Genomic DNA, 13,886 nt, shown 5'->3' on the forward strand with positions numbered 1-13,886 from the left:
TCAGTCCTGTGCCACGCGGTCCGGCCGGCGCCGCGCGGGGGCGCGGCTTCGGGGCGCGTGGTGCAACGCGCTGCCCCGGCCGGAGAGGGAGGGATTGGTCATGAAGTACTCGTGCACCGAGAGGGGCGGTGCGCCCTGCCCGCCATGGGGCTCGATCCGGCGATAGGCGCCGTCCGGGTGCAGCTCCCAGGACTGCACGCGGTCCTTCAGGTTCACGACCATGATCTGGTCCAGCACCTGGGCGTGCACGGTGGGGTTCTCCACCGGCACCATCGTCTCCACGCGCCAGTCCATGTTGCGCGCCATCAGGTCCGCGCTGCTGATGAACACGCGGGCGCGCCGGCTCGGCAGGCGGTGGCCGTTGCCGAAGACGAGGATGCGGGAGTGCTCCAGGAAGCGGCCGACGATGGACTTCACCCGGATGTTCTCGGAGTAGCCCTTCACCCCCGGGCGCAGGCAGCAGATGCCGCGGATCACGCAGTCCACCTTCACCCCGGCGTTGCTCGCGCGGTAGAGCGCGTCAATCAGCCGCTCATCGACCAGGGAGTTCATCTTCAGCCAGATGCCGGAGGGCTTGCCCTCCCGCGCATTGGCGATCTCGCCCTCGATCAGCCCCATCAGCGTCGGGCGCAGGGTGAGCGGCGCGAAGGCGAGGCTCTCCATCGTCTCCGGCCGCGCATAGCCCGTCATGTAGTTGAACAGCCGCGCCGCATCGCGCGTCAGCCCGGGATCGGCCGTGAAGAAGGAGAGGTCCGTGTAGATGCGTGCGGTGACCGGGTGGTAGTTGCCCGTCCCGAAGTGGGCGTAGCTTCGCAAGCCCCCCGCCTCGCGCCGCACCACCAGCGAAACCTTCGCGTGGGTCTTCAGGTCCACGAAGCCGTAGACCACCTGCACGCCCGCCGCTTCCAGTTCCCGCGCCAGGGCGATGTTGCGCTCCTCGTCGAAGCGCGCCTTCAGCTCCACCATGGCAGTCACGGACTTGCCGCTGTCCGCCGCCTCGATCAGCGCGCGCGCGATCGGGCTGTCGCGGCTGGTGCGGTAGAGCGTCTGCTTGATCGCGACCACGGCGGGGTCGCGCGCGGCCTGCCGCAGGAACTGCACCACCACGTCGAAGGATTCGTAGGGATGGTGGACCACGATGTCCTTCGCGCGGATCGCCGCGAAGCAGTCCCCGCCGAAATCGAGGATCCGCTCCGGGAAGCGTGGCGTGTAGGGCTTGAAGAGGAGGTCCGGCCGGTCGTCCAGGATCAACTGGGTGAGGTCTGAGAGGCCCAGCAGCCCGTCGGAGTGGAAGATCTCCGCCCGCGGCGCGTCCAGCTCCTCCGCCACCAGGTCCACCATGTCCGCCGGCGTGTCGGAGGTGACGGAGAGGCGGATGGCGCGGCCGCGGCGGCGGCGCTTCAGCGCGCTCTCGTAGGAGCGCACCAGGTCCTCCGCCTCCTCCTCGAACTCCACGTCCGTGTCGCGGATCAGGCGGAACAGCCCGCGCTCCGCCAGGATGAAGCCGGGGAAGAGGTGGCGCAGGTTGAGGAGGACCACCTCCTCCAGCAGCACGAAGCGCGCGGGCTCCCGCGTGCCGTCCGCGCGCGGCGCGCCGGTGCCGGGCAGGCGGATGAAGCGCTCCAGCTGCGGTGGCAGGGGCAGCAGCGCGCGCATCGTGCCGCCATCCTCCTCCCGCACCAGCTTCATGATGAGGCAGAGCGAGAGGTTGGCGATGAAGGGGAAGGGATGCGCCGGATCCACCGCCAACGGCGTCAGAACGGGAAAGGCGCGGTCCATGAACCAGGCGGCCAGCCATTCCCGGTCGGCCTCTGAGAGCTCCGCCGGGTCCGCCACGCGGATGCCGGCATCGGCCAGCTGGCCCCGCAGGCCCAGCCAGGCCGCCTGCTGCCCGGCGAGCAACCGCCCCGCCCGCTCGTTGATGGCGGTCAGCTGCTGGGTGGGCGTCAGCCCGTCCGGCGAGACGGTGACCACCCCTTCCCGCTCCTGCCCCAGCAGGCCCGCGACGCGCACGGAGTAGAACTCGTCGAGGTTGGAGGAGGAGATGGCGACGAAGCGCAGCCTCTCCAGCAGCGGATGGGCGGTGTTGCCCGCCTCCTCCAGCACGCGCTCGTTGAAGGCCAGCCAGGACAGCTCGCGGTTGATGAAGCGCCCCGGGCCGTGCGTCGCCGGTTCCGGCAATTCGGGGGAGCCGGGGTCGGGCTCCCTCAGCGCTTCCAGGGCGGGTGCCGGGGCCGGCGTGCCGCGGAGCGAGGCCTCCCGGTCCGCGCGGATCACCCGGGCGGCAGGCGGCTCGACGGAGAGGGGCTCTTTCTGCGTCTCCGGTGCGGGCGCGGGCATGCCGCGCGGGATGGCCGCGCGGCTCGCGCGCAGGGGGCGCGAAGCGACCGGCTTCTCCGTCCGGCCGGGTTCGGGGATCGTCGCCTCGGGCTTGTCGGTCTTCGCGTCCATCCCGGCAGCTTTACAGCAGGGTGCCCATGGAAGCGGAGGCCACGCCGCTTCCTGCCACGGAATCGTCATCTTCCTCCGGCGCGCCCTCCCCGCTGCCGTCGATCAGTCCGGCGAGGCAGACCCGGGCCAGGGCGCGGGTGACGCCGCCGCCATCGGCCAACGCCGCGCGGTCCAGCCGGGCCGCGGCCTCGGCCAGCGCTGCCGCCTCCCGCGGCAGGCGGGCGAGCAGCCAGTCCTGCACCGCCGGCTCGACCCGCAATTGGCGGCGGGCGAAGTGCCGGGCCAGCAGGGCGCGCAGCAGGTGGTCCGTCGGTTGGCCCAGCGGGGCGGCAGCGGTGGCGCGGAGGCGGCTGGCGAGGTCCGGCAGATGCGCCTCCCAGCGGGAGGGCGGCTCCCGACCCGCCATCAGCAACAGGTGGCCGCCGGCGGCGCAGGCGTTGATGAGGTGAAACAGCGCCGGCTCCTCCGCGGCGCAGTCGGCATCGTCCAGCGCCGTGGGCGCTCCCTCCGGCACGCCTCGCAAGGCGGGGCCGGACAGGCGGCGTAGGCCCAGCCGCCGCGCGGCCTGGGCGAGGAGGGCGGATTTCCCGCTCCCCTCCGGCCCGTGCAGCGCCAGCCGGCCGGCTGGCCAACTCGTCGGGTCGCCGAGCCAGGTGCGGGCCACGGCGTTGGAGGAATCGGGGATCGGCTCGATCTCCACCGCCTCGCGCGGCAGGAGCGGCAGGGGAAGCTGGCGCGGCATCAGCCACCTGTCCGGGGCGGGTCGAGGTAGAGCGGGCTTTCCAGGTAGCGGCGCAGCCAGTAGCGGGCCAGCACGCCGATGGCCGCCGCGATGGGCACGGCCAGCAGCACCCCGAGGAAGCCGAAGGCCACGCCGCCCGCAAAAAGGGCGAAGATCACCCACACCGCGTGCAGCTCCACCCGGTCCCCCAGCAGGCGGGGGTAGATGATGTAGCCCTCCACGATCTGCCCGATGAGGAAGACGCCCGCCACCATCGCCACCCCGCGCAGCGACCCGAACTGGCCGATGGCGAGCAGGATGGCGGTGGCCATGCCCGTGAGGGATCCGACATAGGGGATGAAGGTGAAGATCCCCGCCAGCAGCCCCACCAGCAGCCCCAGCTCCAGCCCTACCGCCGAGAGGACGAGGGCGTAGTACACGGCCAGCAACCCGCAGCAGATCAGCTGCCCGCGCAGCCAGGCCGAGAGCACGCGGTCCGTGTCGTGCGCCAGCTGGCGCAGCACGGCGGCGTTGCGGCGGGGCAGCCAGGTCTCCAGCCGCCCGATCAGCCGGGGCCAGTCGCGCAGCAGGTAGAAGGCCACCACCGGGGTTACCACGGCGAAGGTGAACACGTTGAACAGCGCGTAGCCGCCGCCGATCAGCCGCGTGGCGGAGGTGCCGAGCCAGACGAGGATGGAGCCGACCTGGGAGACGGCGAGGTCCGTCAACCGGGGGTCCAGCACCATCGGCTCCATGGCCTTCTCCAGCGCCGCCAGCGCCTCCTGCACCCTCGCCCCGATGGTGGTGACGTAGACCGGCAGCCGGGCCAGCAGCACCCCGATCTGGGAGATCAGCAGCGGGTAGAGCAGCAGCAGACAGATCAGCGCGAAGGCCATCAGCCCCGCCACCAGCAGCCCCGCGCCCAGCCAGCGCGGCACCCCGATCCGCGCCAGCCGCGCGGCCAGGGGATCGAGGAAGTAGGCGACGCAGACTGCCAGCACGAAGGGCGTGAGGATCCCCGAGAAGAACCACAGCGCGAAGACCAGCGCCGCCAGCACCCCGAAGATCAGCCCGAGCCGCTGCGCCCGCGTGGCGCTGCGCGGCCCTGGGGGACGCGGGAGATTCGCGGGCGGGTTCGCGCGCGGCGGCTCCGGGCGGGGCGGGGCCGGGGGCAATGGCTGGGAAGGGGCCGGCAGCAGGGGCGCGCTCATGCCGGGAGGGAGCGCGCGGCGTCCCGCACATAGGCCGCGCCGGAAGCGATGGTGGTGCCGGTAACGCAGCCGATGAGGGCGGGCAGCAACCAGCCGCCATCCAGCCCAAAGCCCGCCAGCATCAGGGCGGTGCCGGCCAGGGCGATCTGCATCAGCGTGTTCAGCTTGGATATCAGCAGCGGCCGGATGGCCGGGCGCTGCCCCATGAGGGCGAGCACGAGCAGCCCGCCCACGATCAGCAGGTCCCGGAACACCACGAGGATCGCCAGCCAGTCCGGCAGCACGCCGATGATGGCCAGGGTGACGTAGGTGGAGACGAGCAGCGCCTTGTCCGCCACCGGGTCCAGCACGGAGCCGAGGAAGGAGCGGGCGTTGCGGACCCGCGCGAGCCAGCCGTCCAGCGCGTCCGACACGCCGGCCCCGACGAAGACGAGGAAGGCGATGTCCAGCCGGTGCTGGATCACCAGCCACACCAACGCCGGCACCGCGAAGAGCCGGGCCAGGGTGATGACGTTGGGCAGGGTGAAGAGGGCACTCTCCGCCGCCGGGACCGGGCCGGGCCGGGCCGGGCCCTTACCGATCGGCCCCTCGCGGTTAGGGGGGCCGGGATCAGGCCCCTCCGGCAAAGCCGACCCGCCAGTCGGAGCCGGGGGCCGGGCCGGGCACTCCGGCCACGGGCGGCTGGGCGGGCACCAGGGCGATCCCGCCCGCCGCCAGTTCCTGCGCCGCGACGCCCGGCGGGCTGCGCAGCCCGATCCGCAGCCGCGCGCCTTCGGTGGAGATGGCCAGGATCTCCACGCTGCCCACCGAGGGCTGGGCCAGGAGGCGGCCGCGCAGCGCCAGCCACTCCTCGAGGGAGCGGAAGCTCGTCCGCGCGTCGAGCAGGGCCGTCATCGGGTTCAGGGGCGGCCCGGACGGCGGGACATAGGCCGCGTTGTCCGAGGACGAGGCGCGGCCCGCCGAGGGGGCGGAGCCCGTGCCGGCCGAGGCGCTCGCGCCGGAGGAGGAGGATGCGGCGCCGCGGAAGCGGATGGTGTAGCGGCCGGAATAGCCGTTGAGGGTGGAGCGCTCCTGCTCCACCACCATGCTCGTCACCAGCGATTCGATGGTGGACTGGGAGGCGTTGGGGTCGCGCCCGATGGCGGCGGCGTAGCGCTGGTAGGCGATGCGCTGGGCATTGGCGATGGCCCGCTCCTTCGCGAGCACGGCGTTGGCCGCCGTCGCTTCCGCGGGAACGCCGCGCTGCACGGCCGGGTCGTCCTGCGCCAGGGCGGCCGTGGAGATGGCGACCGAGGCGGCAGCCTGCCCCCCCATCAGGGCCAGCACCAGGGCCGCGCGCCGAATCGCGCGCCGCAACCCGGCCCCGCGCCCGTAGCGGATTGTGCCCTCGCCGCGAAAATGATGGGTTCCGCGACCGTCCGAACCCTGCATAAGCCGCTCCCCAAGGACCTCTCCTGGGATAGCCGATCAAGGACCGCCATGACCAGACTGACCTACCGCGACGCCGGCGTGGACATTGAGGCCGGCGACGCGCTGGTGGACCGGATCAAGCCGCTGGCCCGTTCCACGGACCGCACCGGCACCATGGGTGGCCTCGGCGGCTTCGGCGCGCTGTTCGACCTGAAGGCCGCGGGATTCCAGGATCCCGTGCTCGTCTCCTCCACCGATGGCGTGGGCACGAAGCTGCGCCTGGCGATCGACGCGAACCACCACGCCACGGTCGGCATCGACCTTGTTGCCATGTGCGTGAACGACCTGGTGGTGCAGGGCGCGGAGCCGCTCTTCTTCCTGGACTACTTCGCCACCGGCGCGCTGGACGTGGCCCAGGCCGCCTCCGTCGTCGCGGGAATCGCGGAGGGCTGCCGGCAGGCCGGCTGCGCCCTGGTGGGCGGCGAGACGGCCGAGATGCCGGGCATGTACCACAAGGGCGACTACGACCTGGCCGGCTTCTCCGTCGGGGCGGCGGAGCGCGGGGCGCTTCTGCCCTCCGGCGATGTCGGCCCGGGCGACGTGGTTCTGGGACTCGGCGCGTCGGGCGTGCACTCCAACGGCTACTCCCTGGTGCGCCGGATCATCGAGGCCGGGAATGCCGGGCTGACCGACCCCGCCCCCTTCGCAGCCGGCAAGACGCTCGGCGAGGCGCTGCTGGAGCCGACGCGGATCTACGTGAAGCCGGTGCTGGCGCTGCACCGCGCGGGGCTGGTGAAGGCCGCCGCCCACATCACCGGCGGCGGGCTGCCGGGCAATCTGCCGCGCGTGCTGCCGGAGGGGACGATGGCCGTGATCCAGGCCGGGTCCTGGCCCGTGCCGCCGGTCTTCGCCTGGCTGGCCCGCACGGGCGGGGTGGAGCCGGAGGAGATGCTGCGCGTGTTCAACTGCGGCATCGGCATGTGCGTGGTGGTGGAGCCCGAGAACGTGGAGGCCGCGGTCGCCCTGCTGAAGGAGCACGGCGAGACGGCCCACCGCATCGGCGTGATCGAGGTCGGCGAAGGGCCGGAGCCGGAAGTCCGCATGGAAGGCCTCTCCGCCGCATGGCCGAACTGAAGAGGCGCGTCGCGGTCCTGATCTCGGGCCGCGGCAGCAACCTGGGCGCGCTGATCGAGGCGGCGCGCCACCCGGACTACCCGGCCGAGCTGGCGCTCGTGCTCTCCAACCGCGCCGATGCCGCGGGGCTGGAGCGCGCGGGCGCGGCCGGCATCCCGACCGCCGTGGTGGAGAGCCGCCCCTTCGGGAAGGACCGCGCCGCCTTCGAGGCCGCGATGCAGGCGCGCCTGGACGAGGCGGGAATCGGCCTGATCGCGCTTGCCGGCTTCATGCGCGTGCTGACGGAGGGCTTCGTCTCCGCCTGGTCCGGGCGGATGCTGAACATCCACCCAAGCATCCTGCCCGCCTTCCCCGGGCTGGACACGCACGCGCGCGCCCTCGCCGCCGGAGTGCGGCTGCACGGCTGCACCGTGCACTTCGTGACGCCCGGCGTGGATGAGGGCCCGGTCATCGCCCAGGCCGCCGTGCCCGTTCTGCCGGAGGACGACGAATCGGCCCTGGCCGCCCGCGTGCTGGCGCAGGAGCACCGGATCTACCCCGCCGCCCTCGCCTGGGCGGCCTCCGGCGCCGCGCGGCTGGTGGATGGGCGCGTGGTGCTGAACGTCCCCATGGCGGGGGGCGCCTTCGCCAACCCCTTGCCCGGCCATTCCGGCCTGCCTACAGAAATGGTCCCATCGCCGCCCGTGCCCCGGGCAGGCTCATAAGGAGGCGAGTCCATGGCCGAGGCCCAGCAGCACGTCGATTACGTCCCCGTGGAGTCGAAGGACATCCTGCCGGAGCGCCAGGCCGGCTGGGCCATGTTCACCCGCGCGACCGCCTGGGGGATCGTGGCGATCGTGCTGCTGCTGATCTTCCTGAAGGTTTTCTTCGGCTGAGTGGCGCGCCGCGGCCCTAGAGCCTACCCCGTTCCGGTGGAATCACCGGAACGGGCAAATCGGCTCTAGAAACCGCTCTAGCGCCGCGGCAAACCAAGGCCCAGGCTGCGGGCCATGTCGCCGAGATCGACGCGCCGATAACCCTCCGGCACCCGGAAGCGGGAGGGATCCTGGCGGCCATAGGCCACGCGCGTCGCCTCCACCCCCTCTCCCCTATCGTTCACGCCGCGCAGCAGCACGCCGTCCGCGGTGATGCAGGCGGTGCCGCGCTGCCCCTGCTGTTCCCAGCGATAGTTCGTGCAGCTCTGCCCGGCCTGGCTGGCCGTGCCGGCGCGGGTCAGCCGGGCCGTCTCGGCCATGCGGAGGTAGCGCGTGGCCTCCTCCTGCTTCAGCGGGCTGGGCGTGACCATGCGCATGGAGTCCATCACCATCTCCATCCTGCCGGTGCGCCGGTCCGCCAGGCCCCAGCCGGGGAGAGAGGGCGTCTCCACCCGCAGCAGCCCTTCCGAGGCGAGCACCGCCACGGCAAATTCGCGCGGTGTCTGGGGAGAGGCGTTACCCAGCACGCTGTAGGTCACGGCCACGTCCCGCGTCGGGAAGGTGGCAGGGCGGCTCTGCGCCAGGGCGCCGCCGGCGGCGAGCGAGAGGATCAGGGCGGGCAGCAGGGAGCGCATCGGACCCTCCGGTTGGGATCGGGGCGCAGAGAAGGGGGCGCCCCTCAGCGGGCGCAAGGGCGCGCCCCGTTCAGGCCGCGCCCGATTCCGCGAGTTCCACCGCCCGGCCGAGATCGACGGAGAGAAGACGGGACACCCCCCTCTCCTGCATCGTCACGCCGTAGAGCCGGTGCATCCGCGCCATGGTCAGCGGGTGGTGGGTGACGACGAGGAAGCGCGTGCCGCCCTCCGTCATCGCCTCCAGCAGGGTGCAGAGGCGCTCCACGTTCGCGTCGTCCAGCGGCGCGTCCACCTCGTCGAGCACGCAGACCGGCGCCGGCTGGCACTTGAACACGGCGAAGATGAGGGAGAGCGCCGTCAGAGCCTGCTCGCCGCCCGAGAGCAGCGAGAGGGAGGAGAGCTTCTTCCCCGGCGGCTCCGCGTAGATCTCCAGCCCAGCCTCCAGGATGTCGTCCGATCCCACCAGCGCCAGATGCGCCCGCCCGCCGCCGAACAGGCGGCTGAAGAGGGCGCGGAACTCCGCGTCCACCCGCTCGAACACGGCACGCAGCCGGTCGCGCCCCTCGCGGTTCAGGTGGCCGATGGAGCCGCGCAGCTTGGCGATGGCGTGGCCGATCTCCTCCCGGTCCTTCTCCAGGTTGACCAGCCGCTCCTCCACCTCCGCCATCTCCACCTCGGCGCGGAGGTTGACGGGGCCCATCTCCTCGCGCTCCCGGGCCAGGCGCTCCGCCTTGCGGCGGGCCTTCTCCTCGGCGGCGTCGGAAAGGTCCTCCGGCGGCTCGGGCAGCTCGGTATCGGGGCCCAGCTTCTCCAGGATGCGGGTGGCGACCGCACGGCCCTCGTCCTCGGCGCGGGCCGCGGCACCGTCGGCGCGGGCCTGCGCCTCTCGGGCGGCGGCGAAGGCGGCATCGGCGAGGCGGCGGGCCTCGGCCGATTCGCGCGCCTCCGTCTCGGCGGCGTGCAGGGCGGCGGCGGCCTCCGTGTGCGCGGCCTCCACCTCGGCCAGCATGCGTGATGCGTTTGCGAGAAGGGCGGCGGCCTCCTCCGGCGCATCGGCGGCGGCGGCGGCCTCGATCGCGGCGGCCTCCTGCCGGGCCGTCAGCTCGATCAGCCGCGCGGCGGCATCGGCGCGGCGGGCGGCCCAGGACGCGGCCTCCTCCTCCAGCGCGGCGCGGCGGGCGGCGAGGCGCTCGGCCTCGGCGTCCAGCGCCTGGCGGGCGGCGCGGGCCTCCACCTCCTCGCGACGGGCCTCGGCCAGGGCGTTGCGGGCAGCCAGGGCGGCGTTGCGGGCGAGCTCGGGATCAGGATTCCCCGCCCCTTCCCGCTCCACTGCTTCCCGTGCGGCCTCGGCCTCGGCCTTCTGGTCGGCCAGGCGGGCGATCTGCGGTTCCAGCGCGGCCAGGCGGCCCTCGGCGGCGGCGGCGCGGGAGGCCAGGGCGGATTGCGCGCTGCGCGCCGAGTCCAGGCGACCTTCCGCCTGACGCCGCGCGTTGCGCGCCGCTTCCTCGGCGCCCGCGGCCCCGCGCAGCGCGGCCACGGCGGCATCCCGCGCGGCCCGGGCGGCGGCGGCATCCGGTGCGGCCTGCTGAGCGGCGCGGGCGGTCTCCAGCAGGGCCTCGGCCTCAGCCCGCTCCACCTCGGCCCGCTCCAGGGCCGGGGTCAGGGCGGAAAGGCGGCTCTCCGCCATGGCGGCGCTGGCAGAGAGGCGGGAGGCCTCCTGCCGCGCGCGGGAGAGGCGCGATTCGGCCTCGCGCCGCGCGTTGCGGGCGGCATTCTCGGCCGCGCTGGCGGCGGTTTCGGCGGCGCGGGCGGCCTCGGCCTCGGAACGGGCCTTAGCCAGGGCGGCCTCGGCCTCGTCGCGGGCCTTCTCCTGTGCGCGCAGGCGGTTGCGCTGGCGCAGGCGCTCGGCGCCGGGGCTGGGGGCGCCGGGGTTGGCCCCCTGCCCGTCCCAGCGCCAGAAGCCGCCGTCGCGCGCCACCAGCGCCTGGCCGGGCGCCAGGGCGGGCTGCATCGCCAGGCCGTGCGCCTGATCCTCCACCAAGCCGATCTGCGACAGGGCGCGGGCCAGTTCCGGTGGTGCCTGCACGAGATCCGAGAGCGGGGTGGCACCTTCCGGCAGGCCCGGCACCGGATCCAGCGGTGGCAGGGCGCGCCAGTGGCGGGGCGCCTTCGGGTCGGCGGGAAGGTCCAGCCCCTCCCCCAGCGCGGCGCCGAGGGCGGCTTCCAGCCCGGGCGGCACGGCGACGGAATCGAGGATCGGCGTCGCGTTCCCGCGCTCCCCGGCGCGCAGCAGGGCGGCAAGGCCCTGGGCCTCGGCGGCGGCGCGGGCGCGGGTGGCGCCGGCCTCGGATTCGGCGGTGCGGGCGCGGCTCAGGGCGGAGGATGCGGCGGCGCGGTCCGCTTCGGCTTTGGCCAGCGCGTCGGCCGCAGCCTCCGCGGCGCGGGCGGCCTCCGTCTCCTCCTTGCGGGCAGCGTCCAGACGATCGGCGGGAATGCAGGCGGCCTTAGCCCCCTCATGCTCCCGCTTCAGCCGCTCATGGCCCTCGGCGGCGCGGCGGGCGCGCTCCCCGGCAACCCGGGCGGCATCGCGGGCGCGGGCCTCCTCGGCCTCGGCCTCGGCGGCGGCGCGCTTGGCCTCGGCCTCGCGGGCGGCCGCGGCGGCGCGGGCGGCCTCGGCGTTCTCGAAGCCGGCGCGGGCCTCGGCGAGGGCGGCCTCGGCATTCGCCGCCTCGGCGGCGGCGCTGGACAGGGCTTCGGGCGAGACGTTCGCGGCCTGAGCCTTGGCGCGCTCCTCCTCCAGCCGCGCGGCCTCGGCGGCGACACGGCGCAGGTTGGCCTCGGCGGCGCGGCGGGCGTCCTGGAAGCGCTCAAAGGCCAGCGCCGCCTCCGATGCCGCCTCGGCGGCGCGCTCGGCCTCGGCCTCGCGCTCGCGGGCCGTATCCTCGGCCGCGGCCAGTCGCTCGGCGGCGGCCTCCACCCGGGCGGGCAGGCCGGCCAGGGCGGTGGCCAGCTCCCCGGCCTCGGCGTTCAGGCGGGATTCGGCCGTCTCGGCGTCGTGCACCACCGTCGCCGCATGGGCGTGGTCCGCCTGGATCTGGGCGAGGCGGCCCGTGGCGGCGTCCAGCGTGGCGCGGGCGCGGGCCTCGGCGGCGGCCAGCCCCTCGCCCTCCACCCGGCGGCGCTCCAGCGCGGTGCGGGCGGCGGCCTCGGCGGCGCGGGGGCCGGGCAGCGCCATGTCGGCAGCATGCGCCCGGCGGGTGGCGGCCTCGGCGGCGGCCTCGGTCGCCTTGGTGGTGGACCGCGCGGCGTCCAGCGCTTGGCGGGCGGAGAGCAGCTGCCCCTCGGCGCGGGCGGCCAGCAGGGCCATCCACTCCGCCTCCGCGGCGCGGGTGAGGCCGGAGAGGTTGCGGTAGCGCGCGGCTTGGCGGGCCTGCTTCTTCAGGCTCTCCTGCTGCCCCTCCAGCTGGGCCCGCAGGTCGTCGGCACGGGTCAGGTTCGTCTCGGCCTGGCGCAGCTTCAGCTCCGCCTCGTGGCGCCGGGCGCGGAGGCCGGCGGTGCCCGCGGCCTCCTCCAGCACCGATCGCCGCTCCTCCGGCTTGGCGCCGATCAGCGCGGCCACGCGCCCCTGGCTGACCATGCCCGAGGCTCGCGCGCCCGAGCCGATGTCGGCGAAGAGGGTGGCGACGTCGCGCCCGCGCGTCTCCTTGCCGTTGATGCGGTAGCCCGTGCCCGCGCCGCGCTCGATTCGGCGGGTGATCTCCAGCTCCGCCACCTCGGAATTGGGCGGCGGGGCGAGGCCGGCGGCCTCCTCCAGGCTCAGCGTCACCTCGGCTTGGTTGCGGCCGGCGCGGCTGGAGGTGCCGGCGAAGATGACGTCGTCCATCTCTCCGCCGCGCATGTGGCGGGCGTTGGATTCGCCCATGGCCCAGCGCAGGGCCTCCACCACGTTGGACTTGCCGCAGCCATTGGGGCCGACGATGCCCGTCAGCCCCGGCAGCACCTCCACCGTGGTCGCCTCGGCGAAGGACTTGAAGCCGGCGATGCGCAGGCGGGAGAGGACGGCCGTGCGCGGCTCGCGCGGGCCGTCATCCCGGATGTCGTCGCTCTCCGGCGCGGAAGCCTGCGCTGCCAGGGCGGGGTCAGCCTCCCCCGCCTGGCTTTCCAGGGCCTGCGCCCCGGCCAGATCGGCGGGGTTGGTGTCCATCAGCCGGCGGAGACGCCCGCCAGCTGGACGAAGCGATCGAAGGTCACCTCGCCCGGCTGGGGCTTGTTGTTGAAGACGAAGGTGGGGGTGGAGTTCACGTTGAACTCCTGCTGCGCCTTCATGCGGGATTCAAGGATGCTGCGCTGGAGAGCCTGGTCCTGCAGGGCCTTGTCCACGTCCGCGCGGCTCATCCCGGCCAGGGCCGCGATCTTGGCGATCTCGCCCATGTTGTCCGCGCCGCGCGCGAAGGCCCAGCGGTCCTGCGAGGAGAAGAGGGCGCCGACGAAGCCCTCGTACCGCTCCGCCGGGAGGGAGCGGGCGACCATGGCGGCGGCCAGGGCCAGCTGGTCCAGCGGGAAGTCCCGCCACACCATCCGCACCTTGCCCGTGTCCACCAGCCGGGACTTCACCTCCGGCCAGACCGTCTTGTGGAAGTTCGCGCAGTGGGAGCAGGTGAGGGAGAAGTACTCGATCACCGTCGCCTGGGCGTCGGCCTTCCCGGCGGAGCGCTCGGCCAGACGGGGATCGTTCCCCTGGGCCAGGGCCAGGCCGGGCAGCAGCCCGATGGCCGGGGCGGCGAGAACAAGGCTGCGGCGGGTCGGGCTCATGGATCCGTGGCTCCCAATCATAGGGCGGGGGGTCGCGTCAGCGGGCTCGATAAACCCCGCGGCCCAATCTTGCCAGGGCATCGCGAAGTTCGGGGCTACCGACCGTGTCCAGCTTGCCACGAACGGTATCCGGAAGTGGCGCCTCCGGGCGGGGCCGCGCGGCCGGCCGGCCGGAGGGCGCCTGCTGCACGAATTTCAGGGTCTGCACGGTCACGGAGCCGAGGGCGGCGTTCACCCGGCCGATGAGCTGCGGTGCGAGGTGCTGCAGCTCCATCGCGATGGGGCCGGAGCAGCCGATGGTCAGGGTGCCGCCCGTCAGGCGCTTCGGGACGGTGACGGCCGCGATGGCCGGCCCGACGATCCCGTGCCAGTCCGCCATCAGCAGCGCCCCGGCCGGGCTGCGCCGCTTGAAGGCCGGCCGGGTCAGGCGGGGGATGAAGCCGCCGAGCGGGCGCAGGCCGAGATCGGGGCGGCGCGGGTCCACCATGGCCGGCGCCGGTGCCGGCGCCTCGGCCCGGCGCGCACGGGGCGCGCCAGGGGGGCTGGACTCCGGCCCCGTCCCACCCTCCCCTGCCCGCGTTTTGCCTGACGCCATGCC

General features: G+C 74.2%; 12 protein-coding genes. 3 read left to right on the plus strand and 9 right to left on the minus strand.

From position 1 onward, the window contains the following. From NRP21_RS13415 to NRP21_RS13435, 5 genes are all read right to left on the minus strand, one after another. A complete protein-coding gene (locus NRP21_RS13415) occupies positions 1-2,340 on the minus strand; it encodes an RNA degradosome polyphosphate kinase (protein ID WP_408639623.1) in 2,340 nt (779 codons plus the stop codon). Between the two features lie 121 nt (positions 2,341-2,461). Next, complete coding sequence (locus NRP21_RS13420; protein WP_257716713.1) at positions 2,462-3,193, minus strand: P-loop NTPase family protein; 732 nt, start codon at positions 3,191-3,193, stop codon at positions 2,462-2,464. Further along, complete coding sequence (locus tag NRP21_RS13425) at positions 3,193-4,383, minus strand: AI-2E family transporter (protein ID WP_257716714.1); 1,191 nt, start codon at positions 4,381-4,383, stop codon at positions 3,193-3,195. Before NRP21_RS13425 ends, NRP21_RS13420 begins: the two co-directional genes overlap by 1 nt. Continuing rightward, the gene (locus tag NRP21_RS13430) at positions 4,380-5,009 is read right to left on the minus strand and encodes a CDP-alcohol phosphatidyltransferase family protein (protein ID WP_257716715.1); all 630 of its coding nucleotides are present in this window, start codon (positions 5,007-5,009) and stop codon (positions 4,380-4,382) included. The genes NRP21_RS13425 and NRP21_RS13430 overlap by 4 nt, the downstream gene beginning before the upstream one ends. Continuing rightward, complete coding sequence (locus tag NRP21_RS13435; protein WP_257716716.1) at positions 4,993-5,814, minus strand: hypothetical protein; 822 nt, start codon at positions 5,812-5,814, stop codon at positions 4,993-4,995. The genes NRP21_RS13430 and NRP21_RS13435 overlap by 17 nt, the downstream gene beginning before the upstream one ends. Before the next feature lie 48 nt (positions 5,815-5,862). Here NRP21_RS13435 and purM point away from each other — a divergent pair, with 48 nt between their 5' ends. The 3 genes from purM to NRP21_RS13450 are packed head-to-tail and all read left to right on the plus strand — an operon-like array spanning position 5,863 to position 7,802. Continuing rightward, positions 5,863-6,927 carry a phosphoribosylformylglycinamidine cyclo-ligase gene (gene purM, locus NRP21_RS13440; RefSeq protein WP_257716717.1) on the plus strand — a complete coding sequence of 355 codons (1,065 nt, stop codon included), beginning with the start codon at positions 5,863-5,865 and terminating at the stop codon, positions 6,925-6,927. Further along, positions 6,915-7,631, plus strand: a complete 717-nt coding sequence (gene purN / locus NRP21_RS13445) for a phosphoribosylglycinamide formyltransferase (protein ID WP_257716718.1) — start codon at positions 6,915-6,917, stop codon at positions 7,629-7,631. The genes purM and purN overlap by 13 nt, the downstream gene beginning before the upstream one ends. A gap of 12 nt (positions 7,632-7,643) precedes the next feature. Beyond that, positions 7,644-7,802 carry a preprotein translocase subunit SecE gene (locus tag NRP21_RS13450; RefSeq protein ID WP_257716719.1) on the plus strand — a complete coding sequence of 53 codons (159 nt, stop codon included), beginning with the start codon at positions 7,644-7,646 and terminating at the stop codon, positions 7,800-7,802. Between the two features lie 77 nt (positions 7,803-7,879). Here the strand turns inward: NRP21_RS13450 and NRP21_RS13455 are convergent, their stop codons facing one another. The 4 genes from NRP21_RS13455 to NRP21_RS13470 all read right to left on the minus strand — a co-directional run. After that, the gene (locus tag NRP21_RS13455; RefSeq protein WP_257716720.1) at positions 7,880-8,476 is read right to left on the minus strand and encodes a hypothetical protein; all 597 of its coding nucleotides are present in this window, start codon (positions 8,474-8,476) and stop codon (positions 7,880-7,882) included. 70 nt (positions 8,477-8,546) lie between these two features. Beyond that, positions 8,547-12,680, minus strand: a complete 4,134-nt coding sequence (locus NRP21_RS13460) for a chromosome segregation SMC family protein (protein ID WP_257716721.1) — start codon at positions 12,678-12,680, stop codon at positions 8,547-8,549. Beyond that, a complete protein-coding gene (locus NRP21_RS13465; protein ID WP_257716722.1) occupies positions 12,680-13,288 on the minus strand; it encodes a DsbA family protein in 609 nt (202 codons plus the stop codon). Before NRP21_RS13465 ends, NRP21_RS13460 begins: the two co-directional genes overlap by 1 nt. Positions 13,289-13,325: 37 nt before the next feature. Further along, the coding region (locus NRP21_RS13470) for a DUF721 domain-containing protein (protein ID WP_308219892.1) at positions 13,326-13,886 on the minus strand (561 nt) is incomplete at its 5' end.

Source organism: Roseomonas populi (genome assembly GCF_024594815.1).
GTDB lineage: Bacteria > Pseudomonadota > Alphaproteobacteria > Acetobacterales > Acetobacteraceae > Roseomonas > Roseomonas populi.